General features: G+C 60.7%; 24 protein-coding genes. 11 read left to right on the top strand and 13 right to left on the bottom strand.

The window, feature by feature from the left end:
* Window positions 1-31 precede the first annotated feature (31 nt).
* Both ACP15O_RS02485 and ACP15O_RS02480 read left to right on the top strand, forming a co-directional pair.
* Entirely contained in the window at window positions 32-1,336 is a 1,305-nt protein-coding gene (locus ACP15O_RS02485) for an NAD(P)/FAD-dependent oxidoreductase (RefSeq protein ID WP_425094453.1), read from the top strand.
* 154 nt (window positions 1,337-1,490) lie between these two features.
* Window positions 1,491-2,705, top strand: a complete 1,215-nt coding sequence (locus tag ACP15O_RS02480) for a DegT/DnrJ/EryC1/StrS family aminotransferase (RefSeq protein ID WP_425094452.1) — start codon at window positions 1,491-1,493, stop codon at window positions 2,703-2,705.
* Between the two features lie 5 nt (window positions 2,706-2,710).
* Here the strand turns inward: ACP15O_RS02480 and ACP15O_RS02475 are convergent, their stop codons facing one another.
* From ACP15O_RS02475 to ACP15O_RS02460, 4 genes are all read right to left on the bottom strand, one after another.
* Window positions 2,711-3,676, bottom strand: a complete 966-nt coding sequence (locus tag ACP15O_RS02475; RefSeq protein WP_425094451.1) for a LysR family transcriptional regulator — start codon at window positions 3,674-3,676, stop codon at window positions 2,711-2,713.
* A gap of 6 nt (window positions 3,677-3,682) precedes the next feature.
* Entirely contained in the window at window positions 3,683-4,252 is a 570-nt protein-coding gene (gene phaR / locus ACP15O_RS02470; protein WP_425094450.1) for a polyhydroxyalkanoate synthesis repressor PhaR, read from the bottom strand.
* A 131-nt stretch (window positions 4,253-4,383) separates the two neighbouring features.
* Entirely contained in the window at window positions 4,384-4,833 is a 450-nt protein-coding gene (locus ACP15O_RS02465; RefSeq protein WP_425094449.1) for a phasin family protein, read from the bottom strand.
* A 129-nt stretch (window positions 4,834-4,962) separates the two neighbouring features.
* Window positions 4,963-6,756 carry a PHA/PHB synthase family protein gene (locus ACP15O_RS02460; RefSeq protein ID WP_425094448.1) on the bottom strand — a complete coding sequence of 598 codons (1,794 nt, stop codon included), beginning with the start codon at window positions 6,754-6,756 and terminating at the stop codon, window positions 4,963-4,965.
* A gap of 126 nt (window positions 6,757-6,882) precedes the next feature.
* Between ACP15O_RS02460 and phaZ the strand changes: the two genes are divergently transcribed.
* Window positions 6,883-8,175 carry a polyhydroxyalkanoate depolymerase gene (gene phaZ, locus ACP15O_RS02455; RefSeq protein WP_425094447.1) on the top strand — a complete coding sequence of 431 codons (1,293 nt, stop codon included), beginning with the start codon at window positions 6,883-6,885 and terminating at the stop codon, window positions 8,173-8,175.
* Window positions 8,176-8,265: 90 nt separating this feature from the next.
* On the opposite strand, the gene ACP15O_RS02450 is transcribed toward phaZ, so the two are convergent.
* From ACP15O_RS02450 to ACP15O_RS02435, 4 genes are all read right to left on the bottom strand, one after another.
* On the bottom strand, window positions 8,266-8,523 hold the full coding sequence (locus tag ACP15O_RS02450) for a hypothetical protein (protein WP_425094446.1): 258 nt from the start codon (window positions 8,521-8,523) through the stop codon (window positions 8,266-8,268).
* Window positions 8,520-9,233 (bottom strand): alpha/beta fold hydrolase, encoded by a 714-nt coding sequence (locus ACP15O_RS02445; RefSeq protein WP_425094445.1) that lies wholly within the window; start codon window positions 9,231-9,233, stop codon window positions 8,520-8,522. The genes ACP15O_RS02450 and ACP15O_RS02445 overlap by 4 nt, the downstream gene beginning before the upstream one ends.
* Before the next feature lie 63 nt (window positions 9,234-9,296).
* A complete protein-coding gene (locus ACP15O_RS02440; protein ID WP_425094444.1) occupies window positions 9,297-9,740 on the bottom strand; it encodes a VOC family protein in 444 nt (147 codons plus the stop codon).
* Window positions 9,740-10,486: an alpha/beta fold hydrolase gene (locus ACP15O_RS02435; protein ID WP_425094442.1), complete on the bottom strand. Its 747-nt coding sequence runs from the start codon at window positions 10,484-10,486 to the stop codon at window positions 9,740-9,742. The genes ACP15O_RS02440 and ACP15O_RS02435 overlap by 1 nt, the downstream gene beginning before the upstream one ends.
* Window positions 10,487-10,683: 197 nt before the next feature.
* On the opposite strand from ACP15O_RS02435, the gene thrS reads away from it, so the two are divergent.
* From thrS to ACP15O_RS02410, 5 genes are all read left to right on the top strand, one after another.
* On the top strand, window positions 10,684-12,630 hold the full coding sequence (gene thrS / locus ACP15O_RS02430) for a threonine--tRNA ligase (protein WP_425094441.1): 1,947 nt from the start codon (window positions 10,684-10,686) through the stop codon (window positions 12,628-12,630).
* A 214-nt stretch (window positions 12,631-12,844) separates the two neighbouring features.
* Window positions 12,845-13,150 (top strand): BufA1 family periplasmic bufferin-type metallophore, encoded by a 306-nt coding sequence (locus ACP15O_RS02425; RefSeq protein ID WP_425094440.1) that lies wholly within the window; start codon window positions 12,845-12,847, stop codon window positions 13,148-13,150.
* Window positions 13,151-13,213: 63 nt separating this feature from the next.
* Window positions 13,214-14,059, top strand: coding sequence for an MNIO family bufferin maturase (bufB, locus tag ACP15O_RS02420; protein WP_425094439.1), 846 nt, complete (start codon window positions 13,214-13,216; stop codon window positions 14,057-14,059).
* Window positions 14,056-14,811 carry an HvfC/BufC family peptide modification chaperone gene (locus tag ACP15O_RS02415; protein WP_425094438.1) on the top strand — a complete coding sequence of 252 codons (756 nt, stop codon included), beginning with the start codon at window positions 14,056-14,058 and terminating at the stop codon, window positions 14,809-14,811. The genes bufB and ACP15O_RS02415 overlap by 4 nt, the downstream gene beginning before the upstream one ends.
* Window positions 14,795-15,370: a DoxX family membrane protein gene (locus ACP15O_RS02410; protein ID WP_425094437.1), complete on the top strand. Its 576-nt coding sequence runs from the start codon at window positions 14,795-14,797 to the stop codon at window positions 15,368-15,370. Before ACP15O_RS02415 ends, ACP15O_RS02410 begins: the two co-directional genes overlap by 17 nt.
* Here the strand turns inward: ACP15O_RS02410 and ACP15O_RS02405 are convergent.
* Both ACP15O_RS02405 and ACP15O_RS02400 read right to left on the bottom strand, forming a co-directional pair.
* The gene (locus ACP15O_RS02405; RefSeq protein ID WP_425094436.1) at window positions 15,327-15,695 is read right to left on the bottom strand and encodes a hypothetical protein; all 369 of its coding nucleotides are present in this window, start codon (window positions 15,693-15,695) and stop codon (window positions 15,327-15,329) included. The two genes, ACP15O_RS02410 and ACP15O_RS02405, sit on opposite strands and share 44 nt — an antisense overlap.
* A 33-nt stretch (window positions 15,696-15,728) precedes the next feature.
* Complete coding sequence (locus tag ACP15O_RS02400) at window positions 15,729-16,052, bottom strand: ArsC/Spx/MgsR family protein (protein WP_425094435.1); 324 nt, start codon at window positions 16,050-16,052, stop codon at window positions 15,729-15,731.
* A gap of 214 nt (window positions 16,053-16,266) precedes the next feature.
* Here ACP15O_RS02400 and ACP15O_RS02395 point away from each other — a divergent pair, with 214 nt between their 5' ends.
* On the top strand, window positions 16,267-16,473 hold the full coding sequence (locus ACP15O_RS02395) for a cold-shock protein (protein WP_425094434.1): 207 nt from the start codon (window positions 16,267-16,269) through the stop codon (window positions 16,471-16,473).
* A gap of 61 nt (window positions 16,474-16,534) precedes the next feature.
* Here ACP15O_RS02395 and ACP15O_RS02390 read toward each other — a convergent pair whose 3' ends face one another.
* The 3 genes from ACP15O_RS02390 to thyX form a co-directional block, all read right to left on the bottom strand.
* On the bottom strand, window positions 16,535-16,816 hold the full coding sequence (locus tag ACP15O_RS02390; protein ID WP_425094433.1) for a hypothetical protein: 282 nt from the start codon (window positions 16,814-16,816) through the stop codon (window positions 16,535-16,537).
* Window positions 16,817-16,984: 168 nt separating this feature from the next.
* A complete protein-coding gene (locus ACP15O_RS02385; RefSeq protein WP_425094432.1) occupies window positions 16,985-17,296 on the bottom strand; it encodes an HPF/RaiA family ribosome-associated protein in 312 nt (103 codons plus the stop codon).
* Between the two features lie 273 nt (window positions 17,297-17,569).
* The gene (thyX, locus tag ACP15O_RS02380; RefSeq protein ID WP_425094431.1) at window positions 17,570-18,475 is read right to left on the bottom strand and encodes an FAD-dependent thymidylate synthase; all 906 of its coding nucleotides are present in this window, start codon (window positions 18,473-18,475) and stop codon (window positions 17,570-17,572) included.
* Between the two features lie 219 nt (window positions 18,476-18,694).
* Between thyX and ACP15O_RS02375 the strand changes: the two genes are divergently transcribed.
* Window positions 18,695-19,600, top strand: a complete 906-nt coding sequence (locus ACP15O_RS02375; protein WP_425094430.1) for a thymidylate synthase — start codon at window positions 18,695-18,697, stop codon at window positions 19,598-19,600.
* A complete protein-coding gene (locus ACP15O_RS02370) occupies window positions 19,590-20,972 on the top strand; it encodes a hypothetical protein (RefSeq protein WP_425094429.1) in 1,383 nt (460 codons plus the stop codon). Before ACP15O_RS02375 ends, ACP15O_RS02370 begins: the two co-directional genes overlap by 11 nt.
* Window positions 20,973-20,983 lie beyond the last annotated feature (11 nt).

The raw sequence follows: 20,983 nt of genomic DNA, 5'->3' as shown, positions 1-20,983 counted from the left end.
TCGGGCGGGCGCCCGATGGAAAGGTTAAGCCATGGATCTGCTGTATTCGAATGACAAACGCGGGCAGTACCCGGACAGCTGGTACGCGGCCACGGCGCATCGGCTGCCCCCCTTTGAGATGCTGAAGGGCGCGCATAAGGCGGATGTCTGCGTGGTGGGCGCGGGCTATACCGGGCTGTCGGCCGCGCTGCATCTGGCCGAAGCCGGGTTTGACGTGGCCCTTCTTGAGGCGCACCGGGTCGGTTTCGGGGCCTCGGGGCGCAATGGCGGGCAATTGGGCAGCGGCCAGCGCCAGCCGCAGGACACGCTGGAGAAGATGGTTCCGCCAGAGGATGCCCGGCGGCTGTGGGATCTGGGCGAAGAGGCCAAAGATCTGGTCAGACATCTGATTACAAAGCACGCGATTGACTGCCAACTGCGCCCCGGTGTGGCCTGGACCGGGTTTGATGCGGCCGATGTGGGGCATCTGCACGAGTATGCCACGCTGATGCAGCGGGACTATGGCTATAGCGAGATTCAGGCGCTGAGTGCCGAGGAATGCGCGCGGATCTGCCCATCGCCTGCTTATAAAGGCGGGGTGCTGGATATGGGGGCCGCGCATCTGCATCCGTTGAACTTTGCCCTGGGGCTGGCGCGGGCGGCGCAGGCCGCGGGCGTTCGGATCTATGAGAACACCCATGTGCATCATATTCAGGATGGCGCGCCCAACACCGTGCGCACCGATCAGGGGCATATTCAGGCCGATCATGTGATTCTGGCCTGCAATGGCTATCTGGGCGGGCTGAACCGCAAGGTCGCGGCCCGCGTGATGCCGATCAACAATTTCATGGTCGCAACCGAGCCTCTGGGCGAGCGGGCTCAGCAGGTGCTGACGCAGGATATCGCGGTGGCGGACAGCAAATTCGTGGTGAATTACTTCCGGCTGTCTCAGGACGGGCGGCTGCTGTTCGGCGGCGGCGAGAGCTATGGCTATCGCTTCCCTGCCGACATCACCGCCAAGGTGCGCAAACCGATGCTGGAGATTTTCCCGCATCTGAAGGACGTCCGCATCGACTATGCCTGGGGGGGCACGCTGGGGATCACGATGAAGCGCCTGCCCTACCTGGCGCGGGTGGGTAAAACGATACTGTCTGGCTCGGGGTATTCGGGGCACGGGCTGGGCACGGCCACCCATGCGGGGATGCTGATGGCGCGGGCAATTCAGGGCGATGCCGAAGGGTTCGACGTGATGTCCCGGCTGCCGACAACCGCCTTTCCGGGCGGGGCCGCGTTTCGCAGCCCGCTGCTGGTGATGGCGATGACATGGTTCGCGATGCGCGACAGGCTGGGGATCTAAGCCCCCCTGCCAAACCGACAGTCAGACACCAAGACCCACCCCAATTCAGGCGATATGTTGCGCGTGCCATACCGCCGCGTCATCTGAATTTCATTTGGCTTTCGGCCCCCTCTGCTTTAACAATTTCTGAAAATGTTATTCAGGAATCCCGAAGATGACTTTGCCTCCGAATGTTTATGACGCCGAGCCCATCCCCGAATCCGCCCGCACCGAGATTGAACGGCTGCTGCAAACCGGGGACCTGTTCCGCTATACCGCGCCGGAAAACGCGCCGGTATCGCTGCTGGAAAAAGAGTTCGCCGCCTTCATGGGGGTAAAATACGCGCTGGCGGTGTCGTCTTGCTCGGCCGCGCTGTTCCTGTCGCTCAAGGCTTTGGGCCTGCCGCGCGGCGCGCGGGTGCTGATCCCGGCCTTTACCTTTGCCGCGGTGCCATCCTCCATCGTGCACGCCGATTGCGAGCCTGTTCTGGCCGAAGTGGGCGAAAACTATCGCCTGGACATCGAGGATTTCGCCACCCGGCTGGATGACAATATCGACGCGGTGATCATCAGCCACATGCGCGGGCATACCTCGGATATGGATGCGATCATGGCGCTGTGCCAGGCCCGCAACATCCCGGTGATCGAGGATGCCGCCCACTCGCTGGGCACCCGCTGGCATGGGCATAAAATCGGCACGATTGGCGATGTAGGCTGTTTTTCATTCCAAAGCTACAAGCTGCTGAATTCAGGCGAAGGCGGGGTGATGATCACCAATGACCCCGATATTGTCGCCCGCGCGGTCATCATGTCCGGCGCTTACGAACACAACTGGAAAAAGCACCAGTGCCAGACGGACGCGGATGCCCAGGCCCTGGCCGAGGCCTTTGGCCGGTGGCAAAATCAGCTGCCCCTGTACAATCTGCGCCTGAACAATCTGTCCGCCGCGATTGTCCGCCCCCAACTGGATGAAATCGCCCGCCGTGTCCGCGATGGCCGCCGCAATCATGACTATGTGGCCGATAAGCTGAACCAATCCCCCTGGATCAACGTCCCCGAAAAGCTGGACCCCGAGGAACGCGCGCCGGATTCCATCCAGTTCAACCTGGTCGGCATGAACGAGGACGAGGTCCGCGCCTTCGAAGGGGCCGCTGCCAAACGGGGGGTCAAGGTGCAGATTTTCGGGCTGAGCACGGATAATGCTCGCGCCTTCTGGAACTGGCAATTCCTGGATCACATCCCCGACCTGCCGCAAACCCGCGACATGCTGATGAAGGCCTGCGATGCCCGCCTGCCCGCCCGTCTGCAACTGCCCGAGCTGGACCTGATCGCCGAGGCGCTGATCCGCGCCGCCCAGGATGTTATGGGGAACCTGCGCGCCACGGCCTGAAGTCGCTAGCGCAGGGTCAGCACCTTTTTCATAAAGGGATAGGCCTCGATCGCCGGGGTCAGAATGACCTCGGACAGGATCGGTTTCAGCTGCGCAGCGACCTGGCCGGGCATATCTTGCAACAGATCCTTGCGCGCAGTGACGGTGATCGTGCGGGTCAGCTGTTCAAACGGCAATTCGAATACATCCAGCTGATGCGCGAACCGCCGCGCCCGCATCAACGCCAAGGGCGGCAGGATCGACCACCCCGCCCCCTGCGCAACCAAGGCCAGAATGGCGTGATAGCTGTCCAGCTCGAACCGATGCGACAGAGGCAAATTCTGCCGCGCCAGATGATTGGCCAGCAAACGCCCCATGTAATGCCGCGTCGTGTATTGCACCAACGGCAGTTTCTGCAATTGCATCAGCAGATCCTGCGCCTTGTCGATCTGCCCGACGGGGGCCACGGCCACGAATCCCTCGGTCAGGACCGGGTGCTCTTCGGCCCAATCGGCGCGCGCCCCCATTTCCGCCGCCACAACAACGTCCAGCGCGCGGGCATCCAGCTGATCATGCAGAGAATGGCTGGCCCCAGTTTCCAGAAGGAACTGCGCCCCCTTCAGCTGCGCGGCCAGCCCGGTCAGCAACAAAGGCGTCACGTCGGCCTCGAAATCCTCGATCACGCCCAGACGGAACCGGGTCAGCGCCGTCATATCCGCCATCGCCAGCTCGGCCCGCGCCAGCGCCGCCTCGTTCAGAATGGCTGAGGCCCGCCGGCGAAACAGCTCTCCGGCGGGGGTCAGCGCAATGGGGCGCGTGTTGCGTTGCAACAGCGTCGCGCCAATCGCGGTTTCCAGATTGGTCAGCTGCTGGCTGATCGCCGAGGGGCTGGCCCCCAGCCTGCGCGCCGCCGCCGAGATTCCTCCTTCCTCGGCAGTGGCCACAAAGACTTCGACACCCCAGAGCGTGATACGTCCGGGGCTATCAACCATATGAAATCATTTGCCCATCTTGGACAGCTTGTCTTGAAGCTCGGCCAGCTGCTGCTTGATCGCATCCAGGTTTTCGCCGCCCTCTTCCGCAGGCTCGGCCCCGCCTTCGGGCGCCGGCCCGCTGCTGGTCCAGGGCTGCTGCATCCCGCCGGTCATCGCCTTCATAAAGGCCTCTTGCTGGGCTTGCATCGCTTCGAAAGCGGGCATGGTGGCCATCGGATTGGCCTTGGACATGCTTTCCATCATCTTCGACTGACCATCGCGGAACATATCGAAATAAGTCTGCAAAAACTGCGGCACGACCGAGCCCGCCTGATTGGTATACGTGCGCACCAGATCCGTCAGGATATTGACAGGCAGCACGTTTTCCCCGCGGCTTTCGTGTTCGGCAATGATTTGCAGCAGATATTGGCGCGTCAGGTCATCGCCTGATTTCAGATCGACGATCTGCACTTCGCGGCCTTCGCGAATGAAGCCGGCGATATCTTCCAGCGTGACGTAATCGCTGGTTTCCGTATTGTACAAACGCCGGCTTGCATAGCGTTTGATCAAAAGCGGTTTGTTGTCTTCTGCCACGGACAGTCCTCCCTGAATGCAGCACTGCAGCAAAGCCTACGACACCTGCAAACAAAAAGAAAGGGCGGGCATTTCTGCCCACCCCACGCTACGCATCTATTTGGGAGGAGGTCGATGCGGCGATAGCGCGATTACTTCGAAGCGACTTTTTTCGCGGCTTCGGTGGCTTCTTTGGTGGCTTTCTGAACAGCGGCCGAAGCTTCTTCGGTGATGTCTTTGCCAGCAGCCATCAGCAGCTCGACGGTGTCCATCTGAACTTTCTTGGCGATTTCAGCGAAAGCAGCCATGTTTTCGGCGGCGGTTTCAGCCGAAGCCGAAGCGAAATCGGTCAGGGCCTTGGCGTAATCGGCCGGTTCGGCCTTGGCTTTGGACATGTCAGCCAGTTTGGACAGGGTTTCTTTGGTCCATTTCGACGAGATGTCCGAGGATTTCTCGGCAGCGCTCAGTGCGACGCTGGTCAGTTTCTCGTTCAGCGAGGCCTGGTTTTTGAAGGCGTCTTCGAAGGCTTTGGTGTCCACGGGGAACGAACCCATCATGTCTTTCATGATGCCGGTGAAGTCTTGAGCGGTTTTGGTAGCCATTGCTAAATTCCTTTGCGTGCTGTCCGGGCCCACCCCGGTCTCTGCAACTACAAGGAATATGAATGCTGCACCGCAGAAAATCAAGAGATTTATGCTGCGGCGCAGAAAGTAGATGTTTCCACTGAGAAATCAGAAGGTTGCGGGTGTCGCTACGTAAGTTCCGGGGGCCGGACACAACTCTGGGTGATTCGAATCTCCGGGCTCTCGCGCTGGAATCATCTTGCCCGAGCGCTTGGCCAGCCAGGATTCCCACCGCGGCCACCACGATCCTTCGTGGAACTTTGCCGTCTTTATCCACTCGTCCGATGACAGGGACATGTCGGAATTCGTGTAATGGCCGTATTTCTTTTTCGACGGTGGATTCACGATGCCCGCGATATGCCCCGACTCCGAAACCACGAATGTCTTGTTCTTCGAGCCGAACTTCTGCGCGCCGCGATAGCTGTCTTTCCACGCGGCGATATGATCGGTCTCGCAGGCGATGAAATAGGTGGGAATGTCGATATCCGAGCTTTGCAGCCGCTCGTTCAGGAATTCCACACCGCCCTCGGCGAATTCATTCGATTGGCACAGCTTGCGTAGATAATCCTTGGCCATCTTGGCCGGCAGGTTCGCCCCGTCCCCGTTCCAATAAAGCAGATCAAAGGCCGGCGGGGCCTCGCCCATCATATAGCTGCGGATCGCCGGGCCATAGATCAGATCGTTCGAGCGCAGAAACGAGAAAGTCCGCGCCATGATAAAGGACCGCAGAACGCCGATTTCATCGACCTCTTTTTCGATCCCGTCGATGAAATCGTTTTGCAGGAAGGGCGTGAATTCCCCCTGATCCGAGAAATCCGTCAGCGTGGTAAAGAAGGTCGCCGATTTGACCGACTTATCCCCGCGATGTTTCATCAGCGACAGGGTCAGCGACAGCGTGGTCCCGGCGATGCAATAGCCCACCGCATTGACCTGTTCCTGCCCCGTGATGGATTTGACCTCTGCGATGGCGGCCAGGAAACCGTCCTCGATATAGTCTTCCATGCCGACGTCGCGATAGGACGGATCGGGGTTCACCCAGGACACCACGAACAGCGTATAGCCCTGATCGGTGATCCATTTGATCAGGCTGTTCTGTTGTTTCAGATCCATGATGTAGAATTTGTTAATCCAGGGCGGAAAGATGATCAGCGGGGTCGCGTGGACCTGCTCTGTCGTGGGTTTGTACTGGATCAGCTCCATCATGCGGTTGCGGAAAACCACACTACCTGGAGTTGATCCGATATTTTCACCCAACTTGAACGCGTTGCCGTCCGAAAGACGCACCAGCAATTCCCCGCCCGAGGCCTCGATATCGGCCACAAGATTCTCTAATCCGCGCACCAGAGATTCGCCCTCGGTTTCCATCGCCTTTTCCAGCGCGTCCGGATTGGTGCCCAAAAAGTTGGTCGGCGCCATCATGTCGATGATCTGAGACGAGAAGTAATCCAGCCGCTTACGCTCGATCGGCTCCAGATCCTCGATATTCTGCACTGCGGCGCGCAGGGCCTCGGCGTTCAGCATGTACTGCTGCTTGACGTAATTGAAATAGGGGTTGGTTTTCCACAAAGGGTTGGCGAAACGGCGGTCGGTGGGGGTGGGATCTTCGGGGGCCTCAAGCTTGCCCTGGGCCAGAACCTGCTGCGCCTCGATGAAATGTTTGACCGACTTTCCCCAGAATTCCAGCTGCGATTCAAATAACTTAGCTGGATTATGGGACATCTGTTGCCAATAGGATGTCGCTGCATTCATGAACACCTCTTGATCCGGAGAGTTCAAGGTGGGATTGGCAGCTTTACGGTTGGACATCGCCGCGATCAGGCGCTTTGACAGCTCTTCGACCTTTGCCAGATTGGCACTGAGACGATCCATATTTTCAACCGCGACATCCTCTTTTGTTGTCATATTAATGATTCCCCATTAGTATCGCTGCCACGCAGCATTATTATCGGTGAACAGGTAACCTGTCGTTCTAATAGCAGGGCAAGGCGACGGAACTAGCCGGCGAACACCGCCAACAAGGAGACCAACATGCGCTATATGGCGACATATGACCTCATGGAAACGTTCCGAAATACTAACCAATGGTTGGGTGCCTCCGCCCTGTCTATGGCATCTTACCCGGTTTTCAGCATGGTGCCAAACCCTGCGTTGCAGTGGATGGCCGCCTGGGGGGAAGTGACCGAAAGAACCTTCCAGCGGATGGTGGTGAAACCCGATTGGGGCATTCGCACCTTCACCTGCGACGACGGTAAGGACCACCTGGTGAATATCGAAACCGTGGTGCCGGGCGATTTCGGCGATCTGATTCATTTCAAGGTCACTGGCCGCGAGACAAAACCGCGCAAAGTGATGCTGGTGGCGCCGATGTCGGGACACTATGCAACCCTTCTGCGTTCAACGGTTCTGAGCCTGCTTCCCGATTGTGAAGTCTACATCACAGATTGGCATAACGCGCGTGACATTCCGGTGTCCGCCGGCAAATTCGATGTCGAGGATTACACCCTTTACCTGGTGGATTTCCTCAAGCATCTGGGCCCGGACACCCATGTGATCGCCGTCTGTCAGCCCGCACCGCTGACCCTGGCCGCCACCGCCTACCTGGCCGAGGAAGACCCCGAGGCGCAGCCGCGCTCGCTGACGCTGATCGGCGGCCCGATCGACCCGGACGCCACCCCCACCGACGTGACCGATTTCGGCAACCGCGTCACCATGGGCCAGCTGGAACAGGCCATGATCCAGCGCGTGGGCTTTAAATATAAGGGCGTGGGCCGGATGGTGTATCCGGGCTTGCTCCAGCTTAGCTCGTTCATGTCGATGAATGCGGATCGCCACTCCAAGGCGTTCAACGACCAGATCCAGCGCGTCATGCGCGGCGAGGCGTCGGACCATGACGCGCATAACCGCTTCTATGATGAATATCTGGCCGTGATGGACATGACCGCCGAATTCTACCTGTCCACGGTAGAGCGTATCTTCAAAAACCTGGAGATCGCGCAGAACAAATTCACCGTCAAAGGCAAACATGTGGACATCGGCAAAATCACCACGGTTGCCGTGAAAACGGTCGAAGGCGCGAATGACGACATCTCGGCCCCCGGCCAATGCGTTGCCGCGCTGCGCCTGTGCACCGGCCTGCCGGACGAGAAGAAAGCCAACCATCTGGAGCCCGGTGCCGGTCACTACGGGATCTTTGCGGGCAAAAGCTGGCGCGACAATATCCGCCCACTGGTGCTGGATTTCATCGACGCCAACTCGGACGCGCCCAAACGCGCCAAGCCCAAGGTCGTGTCGGTGAACAAGAAATCCACTGCGGCCTCGTAAGGGGCTGGCCGGTATTCTCACGGGTATTTTTACGGGCCAAGACTTGCCCAGACCCGTTGCTCAAGGCGCGAGGCACCCCCTCGCGCCTTTTCATTTGCGCTTTGGTATCTTCTCAGGCTTGCGCCGTCCCCGGATCCTCCGCCAGGCCGGCACCACGTCCAGCGCGGCAACGGCGATGCCCAGCGGGATCATCCAGAATCCCAGCACCGGCAGAAATCCGAACACGCCCCCCGCCATCAGCAACAGCCCCACAAACAGGCGCACCCCAGGGGGCAGATGCGTCCGTGACCACAGCTGTACCCGCGCCACCAACCGGCGCAGGCTGCCGGGTTTTCCTGCGGGCTTCACCCGCGCAACACCAGCGGCTGCCGCAACCAATCGCGCAGCGCCCGCGTCACCGCTTCGGGGGCTTCCAGCGTCGGCAGATGCCCCGCATTCGGGATCACCTCCAGCTGGGCATAGGGGATCAGCTCTGCCATGAAGGCATGGCGTTTCAGCGGGGTCAGCCCATCGTGTTCCCCGCACATCACCAACGCCGGACATTTGCATTTTCGCAAAGTTGCCTGCTGATCCCGCCTTCGCTGTAAAGCTCGGATTTGGTTGATAAAAATATCTGGCCCCAGGTCCATTCCCATCCCAAGGAACGCATTCAGAACGCCCATACGCTGCGCCCCCGGCGCCAGGAAATCCGGCTGCATCATGTCACGCAGGACATCCTCAAGACGGCCGGCCTTAGCCCCGATGATCAGCGGCTCATAGGCGGCGGCGCTGGCCGGAGTTTCCGCCAGCGCATTCGTGTCCATCAGGGCAATGCGTGTGATCCGCTCGGGGGCTTTGCGCAGCAATTCCATCGCGACAATACCGCCCATCGACAGCCCCGCCAGCGCAAAACGATCAGGCAGAACGGGCAGGATCGCGGCGGCGATATCCTCGATCCGGTCGCCCTGGGTAATCGGCGCGACAGACACCACCCGATCGCGGGATAAATCAGCCAGTTGCGGCGCAAACAGGCGCGCATCGCACATCATTCCCGGCAAAAAGACCACGGGTTCATTCATCGTTAACACTCCTGCCGCAAAGTGCCGGGGCCCCATCAATTTCAGGACAGCACAACATAGGCATCAAAAACTCTCGTCATCACCATACCCAGCCCAGCGAAAGGCTCCATCGTCGCGCAGCGGGGCGAAGGGATTGAACGCGATTTCCCAAATATGCCCGTCGGGATCGGCAAAATAGGCGATATGGCCGCCCCAGAATACGTCATGCGGCTCTTTCAGCACGCGCGCCCCGGCGGATTTTGCGGCAGCACAAATCTGAGCGACCTGTTCCTTACTGCGGGTATTGCACGCCAGCGTCATCGCCCCATGGCCCAGCTCGGACGGATCCAGCCCCATGTCCCGCGCCAGATTCTCTTTGGGATAAAGCCCCAGGGACTGGCCAAGCAGATCGTAGACGACCATCCCGTCTGGTGTCTGTTCCCGGCGCCATCCCAGCGCATCATAAAAGGCAGCCGCCCGGTCCATATCGTCAACCGCCAGGGTGATCAGGCTGATACGCTGCTCCATCAGATCCGCTCCAGCACATCACAGAGCGTCGCTGTGATCAGCGGCAGGCAGGTCTCATCCGAGAAACTGTGATCCGCCCCCTCGACCAGGGTCAGGCGCATGTCCGGCCCGCTGGCATGATCCAAGAGCCGCAGCGCAACCGCGCGCTCGACAGAGCCATCCGCCGTACCCTGCAAAAACCGTGTGGGGAAAGGCAAGGGCAGCGGATCGCGCAGCACCAGATTGTTGCGCCCGTCCTCGATCAAGCGCTGCGTGACAATATAAGGTTCGTCATAATCCGAGGGCAGCGCAACCTGGCCCGTCTGCTTCAGCTCGGCCTTCTGAGCATCGCTGAAACCCGCCCAGAAACTGTCTTCGGTGAAATCCGGCGCGGCGGCGATCGTCACCAGCCCGGCCACTTTTTCCGGCATCCGGCGGGTCATCAGAAGCGCGATCCACCCCCCCATTGAAGAGCCCACCAACACCTGCGGCCCCTCTGTCAGCTGGGTGATCGCCTGCGCCGCATCCTCGGCCCAGTCGCCGATGCAGCCCGCCTCGAACGCCTCCGAGGATTCGCCGTGCCCCGAATAATCGAACCGCAGAAAAGCCCGGCCCTGCGCGCGGGCCCATTGTTCCAGATAGACGGCCTTGGTGCCGCCCATATCCGATTTATACCCGCCCAGAAACACCACACCGGGGCCCGTGCCCGCCGTCTGGTGATACGCGATGTGGCGGCCTTGGGGGGTGGTCAGGTAGCTGATGCTCATGGGGGCCTCTTATACGTCGGTTTGCCGCAACTGTGCCCCAACCCGCGCGCCGGGGAAAGAGCCCGTGGCCATTTGGAGTCAGGTTTTCTGCACCGTCAGGTGGCGGGTTGACTTGGCCCCGCGCGCGATTCAAAAGGGGGCACACATAACCCGCAACCGGGCGTTCCGTGGGCGCCAAACTGACGAGGAGGCCACAAATGGCAAACGTCACTCTTACTTTCCCCGATGGCAATGCGCGCGAGTTCGAAGCCGGGATCACCCCCGCCGAAGTCGCAGCTGGAATTTCCAAATCCCTCTCGAAAAAAGCCATCAGTGCATCGGTGAACGGCGCGCATTGGGACATGCAGTGGCCGATCACCGAGGACGCGCAAATCGCCATCCACACCATGCAGGATGACGAACCCGCACTGGAACTGATCCGCCACGACCTGGCCCATATCATGGCCCGCGCCGTGCAGGAAATCTGGCCCGACGTCAAAGTCACCATCGGCCCCGTGCGCGATCAGGGCTGGTTCTACGATTTTGATCGCGAAGAGCCCTTTACCCCCGAAGACCTGGGCCAGATCGAGGCCCGGATGAAGGACATCATCAACGCCCGCGAGCCCGTGAAAACCGAAGTGTGGGATCGTGCCCGCGCGGTCAAACACTACGAAGACAGCGGAGAGCCCTTCAAGGTCGAGCTGATCAACCGCATCCCCGAAGGCGAAGACCTGCGGATGTATTGGCACGGCGACTGGCAGGATCTGTGCCGCGGCCCGCACCTGCTGCACACCGGCCAGGTGCCCGCGGATGCGTTCAAACTGACTCATGTGGCGGGCGCCTACTGGCTGGGCGACAACACCCGCCCCATGCTGCAACGCATTTACGGCGTGGCCTTCAAGAACCGCAAGGATCTGAAAGCCTGGGAAGTCATGATGGAAGAGGCCGCCAAGCGCGACCACCGCAAACTGGGCCGCGAAATGGACCTGTTCCACATGCAAGAAGAGGCCCCCGGTCAGGTCTTCTGGCACCCCAATGGCTGGAAAATCTATACCACCTTGCAGGATTACATGCGCCGCCAGCAGGAAAAGGGCGGCTATGTCGAGGTGAACACGCCTCAGGTCGTGGATCGCAAACTGTGGGAGGCCTCGGGCCACTGGGAGAAATACCAGGAAAACATGTTCATCGTCGAAGTGGACGAAGAGCACGCCCGCGAAAAATCCATCAACGCGCTGAAGCCGATGAACTGCCCCTGCCACGTGCAGGTGTATAATCAGGGTCTGAAATCCTATCGCGATCTGCCGCTGCGGATGGCGGAATTCGGCAGCTGTAACCGGTATGAACCCTCGGGCGCGCTGCACGGGATCATGCGGGTGCGCGGCTTTACGCAGGATGACGCGCATATCTTCTGCCGTGAAAACCAGATCGAGGAAGAGACCAAGAAGTTCATCGAATTCCTCAGCGCGATCTACAAGGATCTGGGTTTTGCCGATTTCGCGGTGAAATTCTCGGATCGTCCGGACACGCGCGCCGGGGCCGATGACGTGTGGGACAAGGCCGAATCCGCGCTGGCCAACGCGACCAAGGCCGCCGGCTATGAGTATGACCTGAACCCCGGCGAGGGCGCCTTCTATGGCCCCAAACTGGAATTCGTCCTGACCGACGCCATCGGCCGGGATTGGCAATGCGGCACCTTGCAGGTGGATTTCGTTCTGCCCGAACGTCTGGACGCGAACTATATCGCCGAGGATGGCGCAAAACACCGCCCCGTCATGCTGCACCGCGCGGTTCTGGGGTCGTTTGAACGGTTCATCGGCATCCTGATCGAATCCAACGCGGGCAAGCTGCCGTTCTGGATCGCGCCGCGTCAGGTGGTTGTGGCCTCGATCGTGAGCGAGGCAGACGCCTATTGCGAGGAAGTCGCCGCCGCCCTGCGCGCCGCCGGTGTGCGCGCCGAAACCGACCTGCGCAACGAGAAGATCAACTATAAGGTCCGCGAGCACAGCCTGGGCAAGGTGCCCGCCATTCTGGCCATCGGCAAAAAAGAAGTCGAAGAGCGCACCGTATCCGTGCGGCGCCTTGGGGAAAAACAGACCTCTGTCCAGCCCCTGGACGAGATCGTGAGTTCCCTGTCCAAAGAGGCCACGCCGCCCGATCTTCTGTAACAAACCGAAAAAAATCATACGGCCCGCGACGGAAAACCCGCCGCGGGCCGTAATATTTGTGGCGATTATTACCCTACGGCATCACGCCGGGCACACGCGCGCTGACGCGGATGTGATGCACGCGCCTGTGAGTGGCCTGTGACGCCCGCCCTCTCCTACCTTTTGGATACCGGCTCTGACCGGATCGAGTTTCAAATTGGAAAGGGAAATACACATGTCCAACGTACTGAAAACCGCCGCCGTCGCTGGCGCACTGGCCGCTGCTCTGACCGCACACACCACCACCGCAGCCAACGCGATGGAAAAAGAGAAATGCTTTGGCGTTTCGCTGGCCGGTAAAAACGATTGCGCCGCTGGCCCCGGCACCACCTGCGCCGGCACCTCGACCGTGGATTATCAGGGCAACGCCTGGACCCTGGTGGACGCCGGCACCTGCATGGATATCAAACTGCCCGCCGCCGCTGACGGCTCGATGCGCAAGGGCAGCCTGGAAGCGCTGAACCGCGATCTGCCCGCCTAAGGCCGGGCCTTCCGGGGTGGGCCGCCTGGCCCGCCCCTCTCTTTTCCCATGCCGGAGACCCCCATGTTCGATCACGCACACCGTCTGCCCAGCGGCCCCGGAGTGGGCTTCAAACCGCAGCATTACGCCCAGATCCTGGAAAACCCCGGCGCCGTGGAATGGCTGGAAATCCACGCTGAAAACTACATGGGCGCGGGCGGACGCCCGCTGGCCATGCTGCGCCATCTGTCCGAACGCTTTGCCATTTCCGTTCACGGGGTCGCGCTGTCCATCGGCGGAGAGCACCCGCTGGACCCCGATCACCTGGCCCGCCTGAAACATCTGTGCGACTGGCTGAACCCCGCCAGTTTTTCCGAACATCTGGCCTGGTCCACCCATGGGGCCGAGTTTCTGAACGATCTGCTGCCCCTGCCCTATACCCCGGCCACGCTGGCGCGAATTTGTGATCACATTGATCAGGTGCAGGATGTGCTGGGCCGTAAGATGCTGCTTGAGAACCCCTCCAGCTATCTGCGGTTTGCCGCCTCAACCTATGAAGAGCCCGAATTCCTGGCCGAAATCGCCCGGCGTACGGGTTGCGGCCTGCTGCTGGACGTGAACAATGTGTTCATCTCGGCCACCAATCTGGGCTATGATCCGCGCAGCTATATTGACGCCTATCCTACTGATAATGTTAGTGAAATACATCTTGGCGGCTTTGACGAGGACGCCGATGACACCGGCGCGCCCCTGCTGATCGACAGCCACGGGCGCGCAGTGGCCGATCCGGTCTGGACCCTGCTGGACTATGCGTTGCGCCAGACCGGCCCCACCCCGATCCTGATCGAATGGGACAATGACGTGCCCGACTGGCCCACCCTGGAATCCGAGGCCGCCCGCGCCGCCTCGGCGCTGACGGTGCCAGCATGAGCACGCAAGACACGTTTCACGCCGCCCTGCGCGATGCGTCCCTGCCGGTGCCGCCGGGGCTTTGGGATCGTGCGGGCGCCCCGGCGGGCAAGCGGTTCTCGGTCTATCGCAACAATGTCACCGTGTCCCTGATCGAGGCCCTGCGCGAGGGTTTCCCCGCCACGGCCCGCCTGCTGGGTGAAGAGAATTTCGCCACCGTTGCCCGCCTTTTCATAACGCAGCACCCGCCGTCCTCTCCTTTGATGTTTTTGTATGGTAGCCCGTTTCCGGAGTTTTTGTCCGGCGTCCAGCCGTTGTCGCATCTGGGGTATCTGCCCGATGTGGCGCGGCTGGAATGGCAGATGCGGCTGGCCTATCACGCGGCCGATGCCGCCCCGATCCGCCTCGAAACTCTCCAGACACTCAGCCCGGATGCGTTCATGTCCGCGCGGCTGATCTTTGCCCCGGCGGTGCGGCTGGTGCATTCGGAATTTCCGGTCCACGACATCCGCGCCTATGCTCTGGATCAGGGGCCCGCTCCGGCTGGCGCGGCGCAATCGGTGCTGATCACCCGCCCCGACTATGACCCGCAGCTGAGCCCGCTGCCCCCGCATCAAGCCGGGCTGATGGCCGCGCTTTTATCCGGGGCCACGCTGGAAACCGCCCTACAGGCCACCCCCGATGCCGATCTGGCCGCCCTGCTGCCGCTGTTGGTGCAGCAAAACGCGCTTCACTCATTACAACAGGAGCAGACCGATGACCCGTCTTCTTAGCCTTTACCACACGCTCACGGATCTGCTGGAGCGCGCCGACTGGATCCTGCCCACCCTGGCGCGTTTCGTTTTCGCGGCCGTTCTGGCCGGGTATTTCTGGGCCTCGGGCGTGACGAAACTGGGCGATGGGCTGTTCGGCCTGTTCAGCCCGTCAACCGGCGCCTACGCGCAGATTTTCCCCAAAGCGTTCGAGGCCGTGGGCTATGACGCCTCGCAGCTGGGACTGTTCCACTGGGCCGTCGTGGTGGCGGGCACCGTGGCCGAATTCGTCCTGCCGCTGCTGATCATCCTGGGGCTGCTGACCCGGCTGACCGCGCTGGGAATGATGGGGTTTGTCGCCGTGCAATCGCTGACCGATCTGTACGGCCATGGCGGGATCGCGCACGCCAAGACCCTGGGCGCCTGGTTCGATCGCCTGCCCGATGGGGTGATTTTGGACCAGCGCGCTTTTTGGCTGCTGGCCCTGATCACCCTAGTGATCAAGGGCGCGGGGCCGGTTTCGGTGGATGGGTGGCTTAGAAATGGGCCTTTGGCTCGTCCGGTTTCCCCGCCGCAATAGCCAGCAACCCGCCCAGAGCGCAGAACCCGATGGGGAACATGGTGAACACGTTGAAGCTAAAGGCGTAATACATGCCCGCCGCCGACAGCAGCAGCAAAACACCGCCCCAAAGGGCCCGCGCCTTGGCCATCGCCCCGCCTGCAATCGCCAAAAGCGGTGCAAAGAAGCTGGCAAAGCGGATCAGATCCACGTTTTCCACCTGATCCAGCATCCCGTCGAAATCCCCGACACGCTCTACGAACTCGGTGTAGCCGTAGCTGAAAAAGCCGACCACCATTCCGATCAGGCCGCCAATGATCCCCAGGAAAAGGGCTGCGTTACGCATGTTGTTACCTCCGTTTGCACACAGGTAGGGACGTCAGTCCGCAATACCAAGACTTTGCTGCGTGTTACGGGTCCAGCCCAGCAATAATTCCCCCTCATCCGTCTCGATCAGAGGCCGTTTCATCAGCGCAGGATGGGCGCTCAGCAGGTCCAGGTGCGGTTTTTGACGCTCGTCTTCGGGCAGATTGCGCCAGGTGGTTGAGCGGGTATTGACCAGTTTTTCAGCGAATTGCCGATACGCCCGGTCCAGCAGCGCAGGCGCCAGAGGCTGTTCCCGCACATCAATCAGCGCCGCCCCATCCAATGATTTCAGTGCCTTACGGCACGTATCGCAGTTTTTCAAACCGTAGATTTTCATGTCATCCCCCGTTCGGTACTGCCTGATTATCAAGCATCCCCCCAAACCGCACGTTCCTTTTGCTTGATTTTTACATTCCGGTCCCAATCATCTTAGGCGTGACATTGGCACACACGGTTCTTTCCTGCCGCATTCTTTCGGTCGGATCCGGTGGTCCGACGGAACATGGCCCTGCATCTTCAGGGGAACGACAAGTCAAAAGGAGACACGGAACATGCCCACCGGCACCGTGAAATGGTTCAACACGACAAAGGGCTATGGGTTCATCGCCCCCGAAACCGGCGGTAAGGATGTGTTCGTGCACATCTCGGCGGTCGAGCGTTCGGGAATGACGGGCCTGGCCGACAATCAGCAGGTCAGCTACGAGCTGATCGAGGGCCGGGATGGCCGCATGATGGCCAGCGACCTCAAAGCGCTCTGATCACACGCCCCTCATTTTATCAAGCACAGGGCAGCGGCCAGCCGGTCGCCGCCCTTTTCGCTTATTTGTAATAGCAGCCCTTTTCCCCTTCGGGGCAGATGGCAGATCGCGCTTTGGTCGGGCGATAGCTGCGCTTCACCGGCGCCGAGGTCGCCTGCTGGTAGGTCATGGATTGATTGGGCGTGCCGCAGCAGATCACACCATTGATGCTGATCGGCTGCAAACCACCGGGGCAGTAATTCGCCGTGGTGGCATAGGGATAAATCGCCGGACCATTGGCCATAGCGGGCGCCCCCGCCACAGCCATCAGACAAGCTGCTGAAATCATTTTGAGTTTCGTCATCGAAAGCCCCCTGAGAACCAGAAAATACACGTATGGGCACAGGGTACGGCACCTGCGGCCTTGCTCAAAGCGGTTTCTTGGGGCGGATCCGTGTTTCGACGGACTGTCCCCATTCCAAGGACAATCCAAGCGGCAAAAGGCCCGCCAAACAGGCGGGCCGAAGCGCGTTCAGTGGTGGGTCAGCTTGCCGAACTCACCTTCCAGCCGCTGACGCAGCTTTTTGGCCGCAGCCTTCACCGCATGGGGAATATCAGCCGCGTCATGATGCACCGCATAGGGGCGCAGCCCTTCGGGACGGGCCTCGACGGTGGCGCGAATATCCTCGCCGCCCTTGGGGCCGCGCATGTCCTTCAGATGCACCTCGACTCGGGTCAGGCGTTTGGCAATGGGGGCCAGCGTGTCGCGCACGATCTGCTCGCAGACCTCGGCCAAGCGTTCGTCGCCGTGGATGTTGTGATCGGTGTTGATGTGGATTTGCATCTGTGTGCCTCCTTGTTTTTCTTCAGGCTACAAAGAGTCACCTAGGATGGTTTTGATCTGGCGCAACTGAATGCACGATTTTCCGCAGAGATGTTTCACTCGAAACGCAGGGCCGCGCCCGACCTCGGGAGGAAGCGAAAGCGCCCTCCCACGGGGGAGGTCGGGCGCGGCCCATGCCAACGCACGGGCTAATCAAACTATTTCTTCTCTTCTACTCCAGAGATGCGTCCCGCAATTGACCCTAACATCGTCACAAGAACTTCTTTTCCCACTTCACCCCAACACCTCTTGCAACTCGCGCCATTCCCGCGCGCTCATGCCCGAGGTTTCCTGCGTGACGGCTTCACCTTTCAGCATTCGGCGGACGCAGGTCAGGGCTGCGGCGCTCAGGGTTTCGCCACCCATGCGATAATCCTCGAAGGCGCGATACGCGAAGGGCACCCAGTCGGCGACGATTTTGCAGATCTCGTCGGCGTAGACGCGAATCTCGTATTGGGCATGGCTGTCGGCGCGCAGGCGCAGGAAGTGGAACAGGTTGTGCAGGTCCACCTTCCAGTACCATTGGGTGTAGATGTTGGCGGGCAGGTTCATCCGGGCCAGTTCGCGCGCCAGCCCCTGTTTGCCCTCGTCCGAGATCATTTCCTCGTAATGGTCATAGCTGCGGGCGCTGTCGGATTTGAGGATCTCCAGCACGCGGGCGGCCTCGTCGCCGGTCAGAGCCTCGCCGCGGCCCTGGTTGTTGATCACCGATTGCGCGGCCAGTTGTTCGGGGCCGGGGATGTAGAATTCACGATCCAGGATCGAATAACGGGCCGAATATTCATTCACATTGGCGGTGCGGTGACGGATCCACTGTCGGGCGACGAAAACCGGCAGTTTGACGTGCAGCTTGACCTCGCACATCTCGAACGGGGTCGAGTGCCAGTGGCGCATGAGGTAGCGGATCAGCCCTTCGTCATTCTGCACCGATTTGGTGCCCTTGCCATAGCTGACGCGGGCCGCCTGACAGATCGCGGCATCGTCGCCCATGTAATCGACCACGCGGACAAAGCCGTGATCCAGCACCGGATAGGCGGTGTAAAGATGGCTCTCCATGCCTTCCGCGACAGTACGCAGGGTCTGGCGGGGCTGGCTGCGCAGGGCGTCGATTTCGGCCTGTTGTTCGGGCGTCACGGGCATGGGGCTGTCCTTCTGTGGCGTGAGTGAGTCGCGGGACACTATATCTGGGGTCCGCTTTTGGAAAAACTTCTATATGCGGGTCGGATTTTCCATGCAACAGCGGCGTTGAAATTCTGCAGGCCGGGGCTTCTTTCATTGACTTTTCGCGCCCAAGCACGGATTCTGCCCGAAACGAGCCGGGCAACACGGCAGCAAAGAATAGTGACGAGGATTACAGGCATGAAACGCATCACGGCATCCCTGCTGTGCATGGCGGCACTGACCGCATGTACGGATGGCTCGGGCAGCGGCTCGATCGGCAGCGGCGGCGAGCTGGAAAACGTCCCCGACGATCTGAAAGGCAATGTCGAGGCGGTGTCTTACAATGCGAACAACGAAACCCTGACGTTGCGCCTGAACGGGCTGGACGGGGGGCCGCAGGATCTGGTCTATACCCGCAATGCCGCGCTGGATGTCGATGGCTATGAGGCCTACACCTATCAGGATGACCCGCTGGATCGCCATTTCACCGCCCTCGTCGCCCAGAGCAACGATGGCTCGGTCATTGCCGGGGCGGTCGCGGATGGCGGGCAGTTCAACCGCTATTTCGGCGGCGGTTTCTACCAGCGCTCTGGCCGTTATGACCCGCCAACGGGTGCCAGCGGGCAGGTCTCTTATGCGGGCACCTATGCGGGCGTGACCAACCTGGACGCCCCCGGAGACGATCTGCTGCCCACGCCTGCCGGCACCGACCCGGCCATTTTGCCCGCGCAATCCGCGCGTGTCGAAGGCGATATTTTCCTGAACGTCAGCTTCAATGACAACGCCGTCAATGGCGGTGTCTACAACCGCCGTTTTATCGATGACCAAACCATCACCCTGCCCGATGTCGTTCTGGTGAACACAACCATCGACGAAGAAGGCGTGTTCTATGGCGAGGTCGAATTCGATGGCACCATCAACGGCGTCGGCAATTATGGCGGCATTTTCGGCGGCACCGATGCGGCTGCGGTGGGCGGCACCGTGGTTCTGGAAGACATTGACAACAACATCTACGGCTGGACCGGCGACGAAGAAATCGGCGTGTTCGTTCTGACGCAATGCGGCCAGGCCGGCGATGCGGATCAATGCGACGATGTTAACTAAACTGCGGGCCGCTCTGGCGGCTGCGGTTTTTCTGACGGGCGCCAGTGTCCAGGCCCAGACAGCGGGCGAAATCACCATGAAACCGGGGCAGGCCCGCGCCTTTGCCGCGGCGATGTTACGGGATGGAAAACCGGCCCTGGCCGCGCAGTTGGCACATGGGTTATTGCAGCGTGATCCTGCCGATGCCTCGGCGCATTTCATTCTGGCGCGCGCGTATCAGCAGATGCATCGCCCACAAGAGGGCCGCCGGGCCGCCGCGCAGGCTTTTCGTCATGCCCGCAGCCCGCTGGCGCATTTCAGATCTTCGCAATTGGCGGCCACGCTGGCCTATGAAAGCGCGCGCCCCGGTCTGGCTCAGCTCTGGCTGCGGCGCTCGTGGAATCACGCCCCTGACGAAAAAGCCCGCGATGTGCTGAAACGCGACTATCGCGTTTTGCGCGCGCTGAACCCCTGGAGCCTGCAAGCCAGATTTTCCGTGCAGCCGTCGGACAATGTGAACAACGGCGCCGAGGACCCCTATTTCATCATCGACGGGTTGCCGTTTGTCGGCATTCTCAGCGGCGATGCGCAGGCGCTCTCGGGGATAAAAATGACGGGAGACCTGACACTTGGCTATCGTATTTCCGGCAGCAAAGATCGCCAGACCCGCCTGTCCGGGCGGCTGTATCTCAGCCGGGTTTCGCTCTCGGATGCGGCCCGCGCCCAGGCCCCTGACGCGCGCAACAGCGATTTTGCCTACACCCGGTTCGAACTGAGCGCCGAACATCAGAAGTCCCTGGGCAAAGGGCGCGGGGCCCTGGGCTATCAGGCCGGGCTGAGCCACAGCTGGCTGGCCGGGGCGGATCATCAGAATGCCGTTCGATTGGGGCTGACCCGTCAGATCCCCCTGTCCAAGGGGAAAAGCCTGCTGATCGCCACACAGATCGAGCGTGTACTGCCCGCCGGGCATGGCCCCGCGCTGAACCGCGCCGAACTGCGGATGCGCCTGTCGCAGAAAACCGAAAACGGCGGGCATCTCAGCTATGGCCTGACCGTTGATCTGACCGACAGTGACAGCGCCAATTCCCGGCGGCAGCGGCTAAGCGCGGTGGCCACCTATGCTTGGCCAAAACCTGTCGGGCCGGCGCGCCTGTCGCTCAGCCTGGGCGGCGCGGTCACGCATTACCCCGATTACCTGATCGGCTGGGCCCGCGTACCTGGCGGCCGCGAGGACCGATCCCTGTTTGGCAGCGTGGATCTGGTTTTTGACGCCTTGGATTATGCCGGGTTTGTCCCATCTTTGAAATTGCACGCACAAAAGACCCAATCGAATGTCAGCCGGTTCGAGACGAAGGAACTCTCGGTCTCGCTCGGGGTCGTTTCGAAATTCTGAAACGCAGAGGT

It is taken from the genome of Youngimonas ophiurae (nom. illeg.) (assembly GCF_049803795.1).
In the GTDB taxonomy this organism is placed as follows: Bacteria; Pseudomonadota; Alphaproteobacteria; order Rhodobacterales; family Rhodobacteraceae; genus Thalassobius.
Note: the sequence above shows the minus strand (reverse complement) of the source record. Positions and strands in the feature narration are given on the sequence as shown.